Annotated in this window: 14 protein-coding genes and 1 tRNA gene; 12 read left to right on the forward strand and 3 right to left on the reverse strand. The window is 70.4% G+C overall.

Features of this window, described 5'->3' with window-relative positions; translation table 11 throughout:
- The first annotated feature begins 7 nt into the window (after positions 1-7).
- Positions 8-1,738 carry a class I adenylate-forming enzyme family protein gene (locus FHY05_RS15240; protein ID WP_183945294.1) on the forward strand — a complete coding sequence of 577 codons (1,731 nt, stop codon included), beginning with the start codon at positions 8-10 and terminating at the stop codon, positions 1,736-1,738.
- A 216-nt stretch (positions 1,739-1,954) separates the two neighbouring features.
- Here the strand turns inward: FHY05_RS15240 and FHY05_RS22815 are convergent, their stop codons facing one another.
- Positions 1,955-2,662 carry a FadR/GntR family transcriptional regulator gene (locus tag FHY05_RS22815; RefSeq protein WP_183945295.1) on the reverse strand — a complete coding sequence of 236 codons (708 nt, stop codon included), beginning with the start codon at positions 2,660-2,662 and terminating at the stop codon, positions 1,955-1,957.
- Between the two features lie 331 nt (positions 2,663-2,993).
- Positions 2,994-4,091, reverse strand: a complete 1,098-nt coding sequence (mnmA, locus tag FHY05_RS15250; RefSeq protein WP_183945296.1) for a tRNA 2-thiouridine(34) synthase MnmA — start codon at positions 4,089-4,091, stop codon at positions 2,994-2,996.
- Between the two features lie 108 nt (positions 4,092-4,199).
- Here mnmA and FHY05_RS15255 point away from each other — a divergent pair, with 108 nt between their 5' ends.
- The 3 genes from FHY05_RS15255 to FHY05_RS15265 all read left to right on the forward strand — a co-directional run bounded on the left by FHY05_RS15255 (position 4,200) and on the right by FHY05_RS15265 (position 5,158).
- On the forward strand, positions 4,200-4,382 hold the full coding sequence (locus FHY05_RS15255; RefSeq protein WP_183945297.1) for a hypothetical protein: 183 nt from the start codon (positions 4,200-4,202) through the stop codon (positions 4,380-4,382).
- A gap of 109 nt (positions 4,383-4,491) precedes the next feature.
- On the forward strand, positions 4,492-4,791 hold the full coding sequence (locus FHY05_RS15260) for a DUF1153 domain-containing protein (RefSeq protein ID WP_183945298.1): 300 nt from the start codon (positions 4,492-4,494) through the stop codon (positions 4,789-4,791).
- Between the two features lie 109 nt (positions 4,792-4,900).
- A complete protein-coding gene (locus FHY05_RS15265) occupies positions 4,901-5,158 on the forward strand; it encodes a GlsB/YeaQ/YmgE family stress response membrane protein (RefSeq protein WP_183921614.1) in 258 nt (85 codons plus the stop codon).
- Positions 5,159-5,322: 164 nt separating this feature from the next.
- Here FHY05_RS15265 and FHY05_RS15270 read toward each other — a convergent pair whose 3' ends face one another.
- Positions 5,323-6,051: an SIMPL domain-containing protein gene (locus FHY05_RS15270; protein ID WP_183945299.1), complete on the reverse strand. Its 729-nt coding sequence runs from the start codon at positions 6,049-6,051 to the stop codon at positions 5,323-5,325.
- A 169-nt stretch (positions 6,052-6,220) separates the two neighbouring features.
- Between FHY05_RS15270 and FHY05_RS15275 the strand changes: the two genes are divergently transcribed.
- From FHY05_RS15275 to FHY05_RS15310, 8 genes are all read left to right on the forward strand, one after another.
- Entirely contained in the window at positions 6,221-7,390 is a 1,170-nt protein-coding gene (locus tag FHY05_RS15275; protein WP_183945300.1) for an efflux RND transporter periplasmic adaptor subunit, read from the forward strand.
- Between the two features lie 15 nt (positions 7,391-7,405).
- Positions 7,406-10,615 carry an efflux RND transporter permease subunit gene (locus FHY05_RS15280; RefSeq protein WP_183945301.1) on the forward strand — a complete coding sequence of 1,070 codons (3,210 nt, stop codon included), beginning with the start codon at positions 7,406-7,408 and terminating at the stop codon, positions 10,613-10,615.
- A 406-nt stretch (positions 10,616-11,021) separates the two neighbouring features.
- On the forward strand, positions 11,022-12,275 hold the full coding sequence (locus tag FHY05_RS15285) for a DUF445 domain-containing protein (RefSeq protein WP_260181593.1): 1,254 nt from the start codon (positions 11,022-11,024) through the stop codon (positions 12,273-12,275).
- Between the two features lie 221 nt (positions 12,276-12,496).
- Positions 12,497-13,606 carry an ABC transporter permease gene (locus tag FHY05_RS15290; protein ID WP_183945302.1) on the forward strand — a complete coding sequence of 370 codons (1,110 nt, stop codon included), beginning with the start codon at positions 12,497-12,499 and terminating at the stop codon, positions 13,604-13,606.
- Positions 13,606-14,535: an ABC transporter ATP-binding protein gene (locus FHY05_RS15295; RefSeq protein WP_183945303.1), complete on the forward strand. Its 930-nt coding sequence runs from the start codon at positions 13,606-13,608 to the stop codon at positions 14,533-14,535. Before FHY05_RS15290 ends, FHY05_RS15295 begins: the two co-directional genes overlap by 1 nt.
- Positions 14,535-15,497, forward strand: a complete 963-nt coding sequence (locus FHY05_RS15300; RefSeq protein ID WP_183945304.1) for an MlaD family protein — start codon at positions 14,535-14,537, stop codon at positions 15,495-15,497. Before FHY05_RS15295 ends, FHY05_RS15300 begins: the two co-directional genes overlap by 1 nt.
- A complete protein-coding gene (locus FHY05_RS15305) occupies positions 15,494-16,099 on the forward strand; it encodes an ABC-type transport auxiliary lipoprotein family protein (protein ID WP_183945305.1) in 606 nt (201 codons plus the stop codon). Before FHY05_RS15300 ends, FHY05_RS15305 begins: the two co-directional genes overlap by 4 nt.
- A 73-nt stretch (positions 16,100-16,172) precedes the next feature.
- A tRNA-Ser gene (locus FHY05_RS15310) sits at positions 16,173-16,263 on the forward strand.
- Positions 16,264-16,313 lie beyond the last annotated feature (50 nt).

The raw sequence follows: 16,313 nt of genomic DNA on the forward strand, positions 1-16,313 counted from the left end.
GAGAGTGATGGCTTCCGAGCTCGACCGGCGGATGGACGCGGTGATGGCGGCGCTGACCGGCGAGGGTGGCCAGCTACCGCTCGGACAAGTCGAGCGTTTCGGCCTTACGCTGCCGATGATCGCCGCCGCGCCGCCGACGCTGCCCGCCTATTTCGCGCATTTCTGCCAGCAGCACCGCGAGGTCGAGTTCCTGATCGCCGGCGACGAGCGGCTGAGCTTCGGCACCGTCCACGATCTCGCGACTCGCACCGCGCGCGCGCTGGTCGCTGGCTACGGCGTGCGCCGCGGTGACCGGGTGGCGATCGCGGCGCGCAACTCGCCGTCGTGGATCGTGCTCTACATGGCGATCATCATGGCCGGCGGCGTGGCGACGCTGCTCAACGGCTGGTGGCAGGCCGAGGAGATGGCCGCCGCGCTCGACGAGGTCGAGGTCGCGCTGGTGTTCGCCGACGCACCGCGCGCGCGCCGGCTCGCCGCCATACCGGGCGGGGCGGCGGTGCGGGTCGAGATGTTCGACGATCTCCAGCCGATCGAGACCGCGCTCGCCGAGGTGCTGGCGCACGCCGAGGACGATCTCGGCGACGGCGCCGGCGCGGTTCTCCCCGCGCTGAGCGGAGACGATCACGCCACGATCCTGTTCACCTCGGGCTCGACCGGGCGCTCGAAGGGAGCGCTGTCGACGCACCGCCAGGTGCTGCAGGGCACGTTCAATTTCCTCGCCTCGGCGCTGATGATGATGGGGATCGCGGCGCAGGACGGGGCGCTGACGGGGCTGCAACCGGCGACCCTGCTCAACCTGCCGCTGTTCCATGTCACCGCGATGGTGCCGACGTTGCTCCAGAGCTTCGCGATGGGGCGCAAGCTGGTGCTGATGCCCAAATGGGACGCCGAGGAGGCGATGCGGCTGATCGAGCGCGAGAAGGTGACCTATTTCGTCGGCGTGCCGCTGATGAGCTACGAGATGGTCAACCACCCCGAGCGCGCGCGCTACGATCTCTCGACCGTCACCGACTTCGCCGCGGGTGGCGCCCCCCGCCCGGTCGAGCATGTCCGCCGGCTCGACGCCGAGCTGACCGGGGCGCCGCTGATCGGCTACGGCCTCACCGAGACCAACGCGATCGGCACCGGCAACTGGCGCAGCAACTATCTGGCCAAGCCGGACAGCGCCGGCCGCGCCTCGGCGCCGCTGGTCGAGCTGGCGATCCTGGCCGAGGACGGCACCGCGCTCGCCCAGGGCGTGACGGGCGAGATCGGCATCCGCTCGGCCGCCAACTTCCAGGAATATTGGGGCCGACCCGACGACACCGCGGCGGCCTTCACCGGCGACGGCTTCTTCCGCACCGGCGACCTCGGCTATCTCGATGAGGACGGCTATCTCTTCATCGTCGACCGCAAAAAGGACATCATCATCCGCGGTGGCGAGAACATCAGCTGCCAGGAGGTCGAGGCCGCGCTCTACGCGCACCCGCTGGTCGCCGAGGCGGCGGTGTTCGGGCTCCCGGACGCGCGCTACGGCGAGGTGCCGGGCGCGGTGGTGCATCTCGGCGAGCCGGGCGGTGTGGCGTGCGAGGACCTTCTCGCCTTCCTCGCGCAGCACGTCGCGGCTTTCAAGGTGCCCGCCCGACTGTGGATCGAGGATGCGCCGCTGCCGCGGCTGGGGACGGAGAAGATCGATAAGATCGCGCTGCGCCGCCGCTATCGCGCGGTCGCCGAGACCGAGGCGGCGGCGGCGGCGTGACGTACTGATCCTCCCCGCTCGCGACGAGGGGCGCGCGGGCGAGATCGTGTCCCCCGGACACGATCTTGACGGGCTGGGAGCACGCCGAAGCTCACACGCCCGCCGCAGGCCGGTGATGGAGGAGGGCTATCACCGGCCTGCGCTCGCGGAGAGCTTCCTCCGTCAGCGCCGACGCGCTGCCACCTCCCCGCGAGCGAGGAGGATGTACGGACGCCCTCACGCCCCCAGCGCGCGCTCGGTATCGAGCCCGGCCTGCGCGATCAGCCGCTCCGTCACGCCGCGCGCCGCACCCGCGTCGCCGTTGGCGATCGCCTCGAACAGTGCGCGGTGGAGCGGGATCGGGTCACGATACTGGAGCGGCACGCGATATTTGAAGAAGGTGGTCCAGCGTACCGCGGCGGCGATGCTGCTCGACAGGCTCACCAGCAGCTCGTTCCCGGTCGCCTCCAGGATCGCGGCGTGGAAGCGCTGGTCGGCGGCCTGCCCGTCCTGCGTGCGCAGGCCCTGCTGCGCCATGACTTCCACCGCATGGCCCATGCGCGACAGCTGCGCCGCGCTGCGCTGGACCGCGGCGAGCTCGGCCGCGGCGGGCTCGACGATCATCCGCAGCTGGAACAGGCTGCGCACGAAGCCGAGTGACGGCGCGCCCTCGAACATCCAGGCGAGCAACTCGGGGTCGAGCAGGTTCCACTGCGCGCGCTCGCGCACCCGCGTCCCCGCCTTGGGCCGGCTCTCCACCAGCCCCTTGGCGCTCAGCATGCGCAGCGACTCGCGGATGACGCTGCGTGACACGCCGAACTGGCCGGCAAGCTCCAGCTCTCCCGGCAGCACGGTACCAGTGGGATAGTGGCCCGTGACGATCGCGACCCCGAGCGTGCGCGCGAGCGTGACATGCGCGGGCCCTCGACGCTCTCCGTTCGCCACTGCTCGTCTCCCTCCCGGAACGACAGTCTAGGCGGTCCCAAACCTGCGGCAAGCTAATTGTCTAACAATTTCTATCGGCGGCGCGATGGGGATGCGCGCGCGCCGCGCGTTCGCCCGCTCGTCCGAGAGAGCGGGGCATCACCGATGCCGCTCAGCGTCGACCGTCATCCCGGCAGCGTCGACGCCGCCCCGGCGCTTGCCGAGGAGAGGCGTGAACCGGGATTCATCGCAGCGTAATCCCTCGACGTTGCCTGCGCGCGATCATCGATCCCGGCGCACGCCCGCGATGACGGCCTTCCCGCAACGACTCCCGGAGCAGAGGATCGACCGTTCAGGCCGCCGCGCGCGCGGCCTCGGTCTCGGCGATCCAGCCACCGCCCAGCACGCGGTCACCGTCGTACAGCACCGCCGCCTGGCCCGGCGCGACGCCATATTCGGGTGAGTCGAACAGCAGGCGTTCGCCCACGAGCCGCGCCGGCACCGGCTTGGCCATCGAGCGCACCTTGGCGGTGAGCGCACCGCCGAGCGGACCCAGCACGTTCATGCGTTCGAGCCGCGCCGCCGCGACCGCGAGCGCCGCGCGCGGGCCGACCACGACCCGCTGCGACGCGGGCTCCAGCCGCACGACGTAGAGCGGCTCGGCGCTGCCGCCGATCTCGAGCCCGCGGCGCTGGCCGACCGTGTAATGAACCAGCCCGCGATGCTCGCCCAGCTTGCGCCCGGCGAGGTCGACGATGTCGCCGCCGGTCGCCGCCGCGGGGCGCAGCGTCTTGACCAGGCCGGCATAGTCGCCGTCGGGGACGAAGCAGATGTCCTGGCTGTCGGGCTTGTCGGCGACGAGCAGCCCCATCTCGGCGGCGATCGCGCGCACCCGCTGCTTGGGCAGGCCGCCGAGCGGGAAGCGCAGGTAGTCGAGCTGCGCCCGGGTCGTGGCGAAGAGGAAATAGCTCTGATCGCGCGCCGGGTCGGCGCCGCGGTGCAGCTCGGCGCCCGCCGCGCCGGCGACGCGGCGAACATAGTGACCGGTGGCGAGGCAGTCGGCCCCGAGATCGCGCGCGAGCGCGAGCAGGTCGGTGAACTTCGGCCCCATGTTGCACTGGACGCACGGGATCGGCGTGCGGCCGGCGAGATAATCGTCGGCGAACTGGTCGATCACGCCGGCGCGAAAGCTGCTCTCATGATCGAACACGTAGTGCGCGATGCCGAGCCGGTCGGCGACCGCGCGCGCGTCGCGGATGTCGCGACCGGCGCAGCAGGCGCCCGCCCGCTTGGTCGCCTCGCCGTGGTCGTAGAGCTGGAGCGTCACGCCGATCACCTCGGCACCGCTGCGTGCGGCGAGCGCCGCGACGACCGAGCTGTCGACCCCGCCCGACATCGCGACGACGATGCGCCGCGCGCCGGGCGCGAGCTGGAAATCCACGCTGTCCATGATGTGCCGGTGGATACTCCGTTCGGGCGCGGCGCGTAAACCGAAATGAACGAAGCGTTGCGGCGCACTTTACGCGCCCTTCAGACCATCGCGGCTACAGCGGCCAGCATGTCACTCGAACCCACTCAGAACGACCCGCCGCTGCTCACCGCGCTGCGCCAGCGCCAGCTCGCGTCGCGCACCGCCCAGGTCGCGCGCGCGCTCGACACGGCGCAGGGCGAGCGCGGCGTGAGCGGCACCTTCAACGCTACCGCCGCGGCCGTTCTGAGTGACTGGAGCAGACGTGAATAGCTCGTTTACCGGTCCACTTTAGGACCCGTTCAACCAGCGTCCGTTACGGAAGAGACACAACAAGGGTCCAACGTGGCGAGGGGGAATACCCCCGGAACCGAGGTAAGGAATGATCGAGAACCAGAAAATCCGTCCGGCCAAGGTGATCGGCCCGCTCGGCGAGCCGCTCACGCTTGATTCGCTGCCGCCGGCGGACACCACCCGCTGGGTGGTGCGGCGCAAGGCCGAGGTCGTGGCTGCGGTCAACGGGGGGCTGCTGACCGTCGATGAGGTGTGCCAGCGCTACGGCCTGACGGTGGAGGAGTTCGCCGGCTGGCAGCGCGCGATCGATCGCTCGGGCATGCCGGGGCTCCGCGTGACGCGGATCCAGCACTATAAGACGCTTTACGAACGGCAGCAGAACTTCTAACGCGGGCGTCCCATTTTCAGAATTACGGGGCCGGAACAATGCGCCGGCCTCGTGAGTATTCCCCGGCAGAGCCCGTCACCGTGTGGGCGTATCGCAGGGGAGTAACATCATGGGTATCATCATCTGGCTCGTCATCGGCGGTGTCATCGGCTGGCTCGCCAGCATCATCATGCGCACCGACGCGCAGCAGGGCATCTTCCTGAACATCGTGGTCGGCGTGGTCGGTGCGTTCCTCGGCGGCCTGCTGTTCACCGGCGGCTCGATCAACAACGCGCCGCTGACGATCTACTCGTTCCTGGTCTCGCTGGTCGGCGCGATCGTGCTGCTCGCGATCGTCAACCTGGTCCGTCGCGGCCGGGTGCGCTGAGCGCCTGAGCGCTGAGCCGGCGTCGCACCTGCGGCGCGCGCTGAGCTGATCGAGGCGGTCGCCCCTCGCGGGGCGGCCGCCTTTCTCGTTGTCGGGCGAACAAGGTCCTCCCCGTGCCGGGGAGATCGTATGGCGCCGGCCGGGTCAGCCCTTTTACCCACCCCTCACTTCAGCAGGAAGCGCACGTTGAGCGTCGCGCTCAGCTCGCTCTCGCCCGGTAGCACCGCGCTGTCGGCGGCCGCGGGCGCGGCCGCCATGCGCATCTGCGCGAACGGGCGCGGCGGCTCACCCTCGCTCTCGCCGGCCTCGCCGATCGACACGATCCGCGCCACGGTCAGCCCCGCCGCCTTGGCGTAGAGCGTCGCCCGCGCCCGCGCGCGCGCCACCGCGTCGGCGCGCGCCTCGTCGAGCGCGCCCGCGGCATCGGCGAGCGACAGCGTCGGCCCGTCGATCTGGTTGGCACCGGCGCGCACCAGCGCGTCGAGCACCGGCCCCGCCTTGGCGACGTCGCGGAAGCGCACCGTCACCGCGTTGCTCGCCTGATAGCCGGTGACAGCGGGCGGCTGGTTCTCGGCGTAGCGATACTGCGGCGCGAGCGCGACGCGGCTGGTGGCGATGTCGCGCGGCGCGACCCCGGCCTTCGTGAGCGCGGCCACCACGGCGGCCATGCGGTCCGCGTTCTGCTGCATCGCGGTCGCGGCGACCGCGTCCTGCGTCACCACGCCCGCGCGCACGGTGGCGAGATCGGGCACGCGCGATACCTTGCCCACCGCGGTGACGTCGAGGATCGTGCCCTCGGGCACCACCGTGGCCATCGGCAGCGGCGTCTGCGCCATCGTCGATCCGGGTAAGGCGACGAGTGCCAGCGCCATGCCCACCGATGCCCGTTTCATCGCTTCGATCTCCCGTCGTTCAACAACTTGCGCTGTGTTGGACCGCGATGAAACGCAAGCTGAACGCGATAACCTACGTTGTCGCTTGCACAAAATGTCGCGCTCGGGCAGCGCCGGACTTGTACGCGGTGATGTATGCGGGTAATACACGCCGGCCGGAGGGGGATGGATGACGTACGAGGCTGGTACTCTGCAGGGCGAGCAGCTGATGATAGAGGACGGCACGCCGCGGCGTCGGCGTCGCTGGATCCTGATCGCGGGCATCGCGCTGCTCGTCGCCGCGCTCGCCGGCTATTTCCTCACCCGCCACAAGGACGCGCCGCACGCCGCGCCGGCCGACCAGGCGCCCACCGTCACCGTGCTGGTGCCCGGCGCGGCGGCGGTGGCGCGCCAGGTCAGCGCGACCGGCTCGCTCGCCGCCAAGCGTGAGATGCCGGTCGGCGTCGCGGGCGAGGGCGGTATGGTCAGCCGCGTGCTGGTCGAGCCGGGCCAGTGGGTCCGCGCCGGCCAGGTGCTCGCTACCATCGATCGGTCGGTGCAGGTGCAGACCGCCGAGTCGCTCGCCTCGCAGATCGCGGTGGCGCGCTCCGACCTGGTGCTGGCCCAGGCCGAGCTGGAACGCGCCCAGAGCCTGGTCGACCGCGGCTTCATCTCCAAGGCGGACGTGCAGCGCCGCATCGCCACCCGCGACGCCGCGGCGGCGCGGCTCAAGGTGGCGGGCGCGACCTATTCGGAGCAGCGCGCGCGCAACGCCCGGCTCGACATCCGCGCGCCCGCGGCGGGGCTGATCCTCACCCGCGGCGTCGAGCCGGGGCAGATCGTCAGCTCGGCCTCGGGCACGTTGTTCCGCATGGCGCGCGACGGCGAGATGGAGATGCGCGCGCAGCTCGCCGAGAACGACCTGCAGGGCGTTCGCGTCGGTTCGGCGGCGAAGGTGACGCCGGTCGGCGACACGCGCTCCTTCGCGGGACAGGTCTGGCAGATCGCGCCGGTGATCGACACGCAGACGCGCCAGGGCATCGCGCGCATCCAGCTCAGCTACGACCCGGCGCTGCGTCCCGGCGGCTTCGCCTCGGCGACGATCACCGCCGGGGCGGAGAGCGAGCCCTCGCTGCCGCAGTCCGCTTTGCTAAGCGACGACCGCGGCAATTACGTGTACATCGTCGACGCCGAGGATCGCGCGCAGCGTCGCGACGTGAAGCTCGGCACGGTGACCGAGGACCGGGTCGCGATCGCCAGCGGGCTCACGGGTGACGAGCGCGTGGTGCAGTCGGCGGGCGCGTTCCTCAACCCGGGCCAGAAGGTCAAGCCGGTGCGGGCGCGAGTCGCAGGCCAGTAGAGCGGGATCAGATCCATGGGCTTTCGCAACATCTCCGCCTGGTCGATCCGCAACCCGGTGCCGGCGATCGTCCTCTTCGTGATGCTGACGGTCGCGGGGATCGTCAGCTTCATCCGGATGGACATCAACGACTCGCCGGACATCGACTTCCCGGCGGTGATGATCACCATCACCCAGCCCGGCGCCGCGCCGAGCGAGCTCGAGACGCAGGTGACCCAGCGGATCGAGGCCGCGGTGCGCACGCTGGAGGGCGTCGACGAGATCCAGTCGTTCGTGTCCGAGGGCAATTCGACGACGATGGTGCAGATGGCGATCGGCCAGTCGGTCGATCGCGCCGTCAACGAGGCGCGCGACGCGGTCACGCAGATCCGCGGCAACCTGCCCGAGGGGATCCTCGAGCCCCAGGTCAGCCGCGTGAAGATCAACGACAATGATCTCGGCAGCTACAGCGCGATCGCCACCGACATGACGATCGAGCAGCTCAGCTGGTACATCGACAATACGGTGACCAAGGAGCTGCTCTCGGTCCCGGGCATGGGCGGCGTTGAGCGCAACGGCGGCGTCAGCCGCGAGATCCGCGTGATCCTCGATCCCGCGCGGCTGGCGGCGCAGGGGCTGACCGCGAGCCAGATCAACCAGCAGCTGCGCCAGGTGAACCTCGATGCGCCGGGCGGCCGCGCCGAGATCGCGGGCGCCGAACAGTCGGTCCGCGTGCTCGGCAACGCGCGCACCGCCTACGACCTCGGTCAGACGCAGATCAACGTCGGCGACGGCCGCACCATCCGGCTCGCCGACGTCGCCACGGTGCGCGACCTCTACGCCGAGCAGCGCTCCGCCGCGGCGGTCGACGGCAAGCCGGTGCTGAGCTTCGACTTCAAGCGCGCCAAGGGCTCGTCCGACGTGACCGTCTTCCGCGAGGGCAAGAAGAAGCTGGAGGAGCTCGAGAAGCGCAATCCCAAGGTCAAGTTCCGGCTCCGCGTCGACGGCTCGAAGTATCCGCTGGAGCAGTACAAGTCGGCGATCCACGCGATGCTGGAGGGCGCCATCCTCGCGGTCGTCGTCGTGTTCCTGTTCCTGCGCGACTGGCGCGCCACGGTGATCTCGGCGCTGGCGATCCCGCTCTCGGCGATCCCGACCTTCTGGTTCATGGAGCTGATGGGCTTCACGCTCAACGAGATGACGATGCTCGCGCTGAGCCTGGTGGCGGGCGTGCTGGTCGACGACGCGATCGTCGAGATCGAGAACATCGTCCGCCACATGCGCATGGGCAAGACGGCCTATCAGGCGGCGATCGACGCCGCCGACGAGATCGGTCTCGCGGTGCTGGCGACGACGATGGCGATCGTCGCGGTGTTCCTGCCGGTCGGCCTCATGCCGGGCATCTCGGGGCAGTTCTTCAAGAATTTCGGGCTCACCGTGGTGGTGGCGGTGCTGATGAGCCTCGCCGTGGCGCGGCTGATCACGCCGATGATCGCGGCCTATTTCCTGCGCGCCGGCGGCCATGTCGAGCACGGCGGCGGGCCGGTGATGAACTTCTACCAGCGCGTGCTCGCCTGGACCCTCGACGAGGGCGGTGCGCCCGCGGCGCGCGCCAAGGGCGGGGTGCATCGCGCGCTCGGCTACTGGCGCGACCATCGCCTGTGGGTGGTGATGATGGGGGTGGGCGCGTTCCTGTTCACGCTCTTCCTGTTCACGCAGATCCCGATGTCGTTCCAGCCCGCGTCGGACCAGCCACGCAGCACGGTGACGATCACCATGCCGCCGGGCAGCACGCTGGAGACGACGCAGGGCGTGGTCGACCAGGTCTATGACCTGATCCGCAGGCAGCCCGAGGTGGAGAGCGTCTATACCCGCACGCTCGTTGGCTCGGGCCGCGTCACCGCGCAGCTGCGCGAGAAGCGCGACAAGACGTCGACCGAGTTCGAGCGCGGTCTGGCGCCGCAGCTCGCCAAGATCGCCGACGCGCGCGTTAACTTCCAGTCGCAGTTCGGCTTCGGCGACAACAACCGCGACATCTCGGTGACGCTCGGCGGCGACGATCCGGTCGTGCTGCGCCAGGCCGCGGACCGCGTCGTGCAGGACATGGCGAAGATGCCGGGGCTGATCGCGCCGCGCATCGCGGGTGACCTCAACCGGCCCGAGATCATCATCAAGCCGCGCTCCGACCTCGCCGCCAACCTGGGGGTGACCACCGCGGCGCTGTCCAACGCGATCCGCATCGCGACGATCGGCGACATCGACCAGAACAGCGCGCGCTTCTCGCTCAGCGACCGGCAGATCCCGATCCGGGTCGCGCTCGAGCAGAGCTCGCGCTCGCGGCTGGCAACGATCCAGAACCTGCCGGTGCAGACGCAGAGTGGCGGCTCGGTGCCGCTCAGCCTCGTCGCCGACATCGGCTTCGGCTCGGGCCCGACGCGCATCCAGCGCATCAACCAGCAGCGCCAGCTCACCATCGGCGCCGATCTCCAGCCCGGCGTGGCGACCAGCGTCGCGCTGCCCAAGATCAAGCAGCTGCCCGCGATGAAGTCGCTGCCGGTGGGCGTGCAGGAGCTCAACGTCGGCCAGGCCAAGTGGCAGCTCGAGATGCTGATGAACTTCGTCACCGCCGTGGTGTCGGGCGTGTTCCTCGTCTTCTCGGTGCTGGTGCTGCTGTACCGCCGGCTGCTGCCGCCGCTGGTCAACATGGGCTCGCTGCTGTTGGCGCCGCTGGGCGGACTGCTCGCGCTGCTGATCTCGGGCGACGCGTTGTCGATGCCGGTGTTCATCGGGCTGCTGATGCTGCTCGGCATCGTCGCCAAGAACTCGATCCTGCTGATCGACTTCGCGCTGGAGGAGATGGCCGCGGGCGTGGCGCCCTACGCGGCGATCGTCGACGCCGGCCGCAAGCGCGCGCAGCCGATCGTGATGACGACGGTGGCGATGGTGGCGGGCATGGTGCCCACCGCGCTGTCGCTGTCGGGCGACGGGGCGTGGCGCGCGCCGATGGGAATCGTCGTGATCGGCGGGCTGACCGTCTCGACCATGCTGACGCTGCTGATCGTGCCGGCGGCCTTCTCGCTGGCGATCGGGGTGGAGCGCCGCGTCGGGCCGTGGCTCGGCCGCCGCCTGCTCACCTATCGCCCCGGCGACGAGGGCACGCTGATCGAGCATGCGCCGCACCCGGCGATACCGGCGCCGCCGGGGCGGATCGGCTTCCACGAGGACGGCACCAGCCCGGCGGAGTGAGGGGAGCGGAAGGCCGATCGCGATCCGTGGATCCCCGTTCCCCGGCGAAGGCCGGGGTCCAGTCGGGGAACGTTGGTGAGACCCACGACGGCCTTCCCATCTGGGCCCCGGCCTTCGCCGGGGAACGAGAGGCACGGATCGAGCGGGGCGTCGGATCGGGTTGCCGGTGCGAAGGCGGCGTGAGCCGAGATCCCGTCCGCTTTCCACGCCGGCGTACGCCGACGTCCAGTCAGGTGACGTCCGTGCTCTCACGACGACCTTCCCGCCTGGGCCCCGGCGCACGCCGGGGTGGGAGTGACGTGAGGCGAGGAGCGCTCCGCCGGGGCGTCATCGCGAGGAAGGCGTCAGCGTGCCCCTCATCGCGAACGACCTTGAACATTCACGCCGGTCACGGATTGTCCCGCTGATGCCAGCGCTCGCCCGATCCACCGCGCCGCCGCCCGCCCTGGTGCGGATGCGGCTGGTCGCGACCGGGCTGCTCGTCCTGATGGCGGGCGTCTTCCTCGCCTCGCGCGCGCTCGAGCCGCGGCACGCCGCCTGGGGCTTCGTCCGCGCCTTCGCCGAGGCGGCGATGGTGGGTGGACTCGCCGACTGGTTCGCGGTGACCGCGCTGTTCCGCCACCCGCTCGCACTGCCGATCCCGCACACCGCGATCATCCCGCGCAACAAGGACCGGATCGGCGACCAGCTCGCCCAGTTCCTGCGCGAATATTTCCTCGTGCCCGCGGTCGTGGCGCGACGGATGGGGCGGGTCGACGTGGCCGGAGCGGCGGGGCGCTGGCTCGCCAACCCGCCGGGCGAGGGGAGCCGGCTCACGCGCGGCGTGTCGCGCCTGTCGGTCGAGGTGCTCCAGTCGCTCGACCAGGAGCGGCTCGGCGGCATGGTGCGCGCGATGCTGGTGGCGCGCGTACGCGAGGCGCGGCTGGCACCGATGCTCGGCCGCGCGCTCGCCGCCGCGTTGGCGGAGGGGCGTCACCTCGCGGTGATCGACAACCTGATCCTCTGGGCGCGCGACGCGCTGGCCAGCAACGAGCACCTCGTCCGCGCGATGGTCCACGACCGCGCCGGCTCGATCCTGCGCTGGACCGGGCTCGACGAGACGCTCGCGAACAAGATCATCGACGGGCTCGACAAGATGGTCGCGGAGATGGCGGAGAACCGCGAGCACCCGCTCCGGCTCAAGGCCGAGGAGGGGCTGGCACAGCTCGCCGAGCGGCTCCAGCACGATCCGGCGATGCACGCGCGGGTCGAGACACTCAAGCTCGAGCTGCTTGAGAATCCCGCGATGCAGGACTGGATCAACGGCCTGTGGGAGCAGGCGCGCGCCGCGATGCTGCGTGCCGCGCGCGATCCCGAGGCGATCCTGCGCGGCGGGCTGGGCGACGCGCTGCGCCAGCTCGGCGCGACGCTGCGCGACGAGCCGCGGCTGGGGCGGACGATCAACCGCTTCGTGCGCCGCGCCGCCGTGGGGGCGGCCGCGGACTATGGCGACTCAATCGTGCGGCTTGTGTCGGAGACGGTGCGCGGCTGGGACTCGCGCACGATCACCGCGCGACTGGAACATGCGGTGGGCAAGGATCTCCAGTTCATCCGCGTCAACGGCACGCTGGTGGGCGGTCTGGTCGGGGTGCTGATCCACGCGGTCGACGTGGTGTTGTGAAGGCGAAGAAGGGGCGCCGGTCCCCGGCGGAGGCCGGGGCCCAGTTTGGTGACGTCCGCGGGTCTCATCGCCGCCTTCCCACCTGGGCCCCGGCCTGCGCCGGGGAACGATGAGAAAGGACGGGCGTCACTCACTTCCGCAGCACCGAGAGATACGCCCGCGGAACGAACAGCGCGCCGGAACGCTTGTGGCGACATGAGCTTTGCCGCATGGGATAACAGATGACCGCGGCAGCTGATTTCAGCGAGGTGAGAGACGGCCAGGCGCCGGTGCTGCGCTTCACCGGCGACCTGTCGCTGGCGCGGCTCGGCAACCTGCCCGACCGGCTCGGCAAGGTACAGGGCGAGGTCGCCACCGTCGACCTCTCCAACGTCGACCGGATCGACACGATCGGCGCCTGGGTGATCCACCGCTTCGCGCGGCAACATCAAGCCGAGATCAAGGGGCTGGACGAGGACGCGCGGCACCTGTTCGAGCAGGTCGAGGCCGCCGACCAGCCGGTGCAGATGCGGCCGCAGTCGGGCTCGTCGTTCCGTCGCGTGCTCAGCGAGATCGGCGAGGCCACCAGCAACGCCGCGCGCACCTCGCTCGGACTGCTCGGCTTCATGGGCGCGACGATCGCGGCGTTCGGCGGCGTGATCCGCCACCCCAGCCGCTTCCGCTTCAACGCGACGGTGCAGCGCTTCGAGGTGGTGGGTGTCTCCGCGCTCGGCATCGTCGGGCTGATGAGCTTCCTGATCGGCATCGTCATCGCGCAGCAGGGCGCGGTGCAGCTCCGTCAGTTCGGTGCCGAGGCCTTCACGATCAATCTCGTCGGTCGCATCACGCTGCGCGAGCTCGGCGTGCTCATGACCGCGATCATGGTCGCCGGTCGCTCGGGCTCCGCCTTCGCGGCGCAGCTCGGCACGATGCAGCTGACGGAGGAGATCGACGCGATGCGCACGATCGGCGTCTCGCCGATGGAGGCGCTGGTGCTGCCGCGCACGCTCGCCGCGATCGTGCTGATGCCGCTGCTCGGCTTCTACTCCTCGGTGATCGCGATCATCGGGGGCGGGCTGCTGTGCTGGTTCGCGCTCGATATCCCGCCCGTCGCCTATGTCGCGCGGATCCGCGAGGTGGTGCCGATCACCGACCTCTTCGTCGGGCTGATCAAGGCGCCGGTGTTCGGCGCGATCATCGCGATCGCGGGCTGTTTCCAGGGGATGCAGGTGAAGGGCGATGCCGAGCAGGTCGGCCTCAAGACGACCTCGGCGGTGGTGCAGGCAATCTTCATGGTGATCGTGGTCGACGCCTTCTTCGCGGTCTTCTTCGAACAGATCGGCTGGATCTGATGGCGCGGCGCGACACCCACCGGCGCGACGAGCCGATCATCCGGGTGAAGGGGCTGCGCAACAGCTTCGGCGACGCGGTGATCCACGACAACCTCGACCTGGAGGTGCGTCGCGGCGAGATCCTGGGCGTGGTCGGCGGGTCGGGTACGGGCAAGTCGGTGCTGATGCGCTCGATCATCGGGCTGCAGTCGCCCGATCACGGCGAGGTCGAGGTGTTCGGCGAGCCGACGCTCGGTCGCTCCGAGCATGAGACGGTCGAGATCCGCAAGCGCTGGGGCGTGCTATTCCAGGGCGGTGCTCTGTTCTCGACGCTGACGGTCGCCGAGAACGTGCAGGTGCCGCTGCGCGAATTCTACCCCGAACTCGACCTCGCGCTGCTCGACGAGATCGCCTCGTACAAGGTGGTGATGACGGGCCTGCCCGCCGACGCCGGCCCGAAATATCCGGCCGAGCTCTCGGGCGGGATGAAGAAGCGCGCCGGCCTCGCGCGCGCGCTCGCGCTCGATCCCGAGCTGCTGTTCCTCGACGAGCCCACCGCCGGGCTCGATCCGATCGGCGCCGCGGGGTTCGACGAGCTGACGCGCGCGTTGCAGAAGACGCTGGGGCTCACCGTCTTCCTGATCACGCACGACCTCGACACCTTGTACGCGATCTGCGACCGCGTGGCGGTGCTCGCCGACAAGAAGGTGATCGCGGTCGGCACGATCGACGAGCTGCTCGCGCTCGATCACCCCTGGATCCAGGAATATTTCAACGGGCCGCGCGGGCGCGCCGCGGTCGCCTCCCAGAGCGCGGCGGCGGAGCGGGTCGACGCCGCCGACGCCGACGCGCGCGCGCACCCGACCGACGTGAGCGAGCGAGTCACCGGGCAGCACAGCCAGGGCGGCCTCGCCGACAACAGGGCCCGCGGGGCCGCAGGGGCAGAGTGATGGAAACGCGATCGAACCACGTCCTCGTCGGCGCCGTCGTGCTGATCCTGCTGGCGATGGTCGCCATCTTCACGGTGTGGATCGCGCGCATCGGCGGTACCGAGGAGCGCGAGTACGACATCTTCTTCCGCCAGGCGGTCGACGGACTCGCCAAGGGCTCGTCAGTCACCTTCTCGGGCGTGCCCTCGGGGCAGGTGAAGTCGATCTCGCTGTGGCAGCCCGACCCGCAGTTCGTCCGCGTCCGCATCAGCGTCAACGGCGACACGCCGATCCTGCGCGGCACCACCGCGACGATCCAGGGCAGCTTCACCGGGACCAGCACGGTCAGCCTCGACGGCGCGATCAAGGGCGCGCCGCCGATCAGCTGCCCGGAGAACAACGCGGCCAACATCTGTCCGCTCGGCAAGCCGGTGATCCCCACCAAGACCGGTGGCATCGGGGCGATCCTGAACTCGGCGCCGCAGCTGCTCGAGCGGCTCTCGACGCTGACCGAGCGGCTCACCGGGATGCTGAGCGATCGCAACCAGGCCTCGATCGCGGGCATCCTCGACAACACCAACCGGCTGACCGACGCGCTCGCCGACCGTGGCCCCGAGATCGCCGCGACGCTGGCGCAGACCCGCGTCGCGATCGCGCAGGCGGGCAACGCGGCCGAGCAGATCGGCCAGCTGGCGCAGACCACCAACGGCGTGCTCGCCAACGACGTGCAGCCGGCGATGGCGAACCTCAACAAGGCGATCACCTCGGCCCAGGCGAGCGCGGACACGCTCAACAGCGCGATCGGCGACGCGCGGCCGGGCCTGACCACCTTCAGCAAGCAGACGATCCCGCAGATCAACCAGCTGGTGCGCGACCTGCGCGTCACCACCGCGTCGCTGTCGGCGATCTCCGAGCGAGTCGAGCAGGGCGGCGCCGGCTCCCTGATCGGCCAACAGAAGCTGCCGGACTACAAGGGGAAATGATCGTGCGATCGGTGGCCAAGACATTTCTCGTGGCGGCGGTGCCGGTGCTGCTGGCGGGCTGCGTGCGGTTCGGCGCGGAGCCGCCGCCCTCGCTGCTGACGATCGCGGCGCAGTCGCAGCCGCAGCCGGGTGCGGCGCAGAACTCCGCCACCGCGCGCTCGATCGTGGTGCAGGTACCCGCGGTGCCGACCGCGATCGCGACGACGCGCGTGCCGGTGCAGGAGACCGACACGACGATCGCCTACGTCAAGGACGCGCAATGGGCCGAGCCGCCCGCGCGCCTCTTCGCGCGGCTGCTCGCCGACACGGTGACCGCGCGCGCGAACATGGTGGTGCTCTCGCCGGCGCAGTCGTTCAGCGACCCGAGCGCCAATCTGGCGGGCGAGCTGCGCTGGTTCGGGCTCGACGCGACGCAGCGCCAGGCTCTGGTGGTGTACGATGCAGCGCTGACACCGGCCGGCGCGACCAACGTCGAGAAGCGACGCTTCGAGGCGCGCGTGCCCGTGGCGGCGATCGACGCCCCCTCGGCCGGCGCCGCGCTGAGCCAGGCCGCCAACCAGGTCGCGCAGCAGGTCGCCGACTGGGTGGCGGGACAGCGCTGACGCGCTCGCCCGTTCGCGATGCGGCTTGCGCGCGGGCGCGCGAGCCTCTAGGCGGGCGGGCTTCCGGGTATGCGGAGCGGTGGCCGAGTGGTCGAAGGCGCTCGCCTGGAAAGTGAGTATACGCCAAAAGCGTATCGAGGGTTCGAATCCCTCCCGCTCCGCCACTTACTTGTATCAGGCTGTCTCGCCCCGTCTCACAGTGAGACGTAAGTGT

Source organism: Sphingomonas sp. BK580 (genome assembly GCF_014194975.1).
Lineage (GTDB): Bacteria > Pseudomonadota > Alphaproteobacteria > Sphingomonadales > Sphingomonadaceae > Sphingomonas.

Excerpts from the sequence above, each read along its gene's own strand:
- FHY05_RS15240 (WP_183945294.1), top strand. The coding sequence starts at position 8 with ATGGCTTCCGAGCTCGACCGGCGGATGGACGCGGTGATGGCGGCGCTG.
- mnmA (WP_183945296.1), bottom strand. The coding sequence starts at position 4,091 with ATGGACAGCGTGGATTTCCAGCTCGCGCCCGGCGCGCGGCGCATCGTC.
- FHY05_RS15255 (WP_183945297.1), top strand. The coding sequence starts at position 4,200 with ATGTCACTCGAACCCACTCAGAACGACCCGCCGCTGCTCACCGCGCTG.
- FHY05_RS15260 (WP_183945298.1), top strand. The coding sequence starts at position 4,492 with ATGATCGAGAACCAGAAAATCCGTCCGGCCAAGGTGATCGGCCCGCTC.
- FHY05_RS15265 (WP_183921614.1), top strand. The coding sequence starts at position 4,901 with ATGGGTATCATCATCTGGCTCGTCATCGGCGGTGTCATCGGCTGGCTC.
- FHY05_RS15270 (WP_183945299.1), bottom strand. The coding sequence starts at position 6,051 with ATGAAACGGGCATCGGTGGGCATGGCGCTGGCACTCGTCGCCTTACCC.
- FHY05_RS15275 (WP_183945300.1), top strand. The coding sequence starts at position 6,221 with ATGACGTACGAGGCTGGTACTCTGCAGGGCGAGCAGCTGATGATAGAG.
- FHY05_RS15280 (WP_183945301.1), top strand. The coding sequence starts at position 7,406 with ATGGGCTTTCGCAACATCTCCGCCTGGTCGATCCGCAACCCGGTGCCG.
- FHY05_RS15285 (WP_260181593.1), top strand. The coding sequence starts at position 11,022 with ATGCCAGCGCTCGCCCGATCCACCGCGCCGCCGCCCGCCCTGGTGCGG.
- FHY05_RS15290 (WP_183945302.1), top strand. The coding sequence starts at position 12,497 with ATGACCGCGGCAGCTGATTTCAGCGAGGTGAGAGACGGCCAGGCGCCG.
- FHY05_RS15295 (WP_183945303.1), top strand. The coding sequence starts at position 13,606 with ATGGCGCGGCGCGACACCCACCGGCGCGACGAGCCGATCATCCGGGTG.
- FHY05_RS15300 (WP_183945304.1), top strand. The coding sequence starts at position 14,535 with ATGGAAACGCGATCGAACCACGTCCTCGTCGGCGCCGTCGTGCTGATC.
- FHY05_RS15305 (WP_183945305.1), top strand. The coding sequence starts at position 15,494 with ATGATCGTGCGATCGGTGGCCAAGACATTTCTCGTGGCGGCGGTGCCG.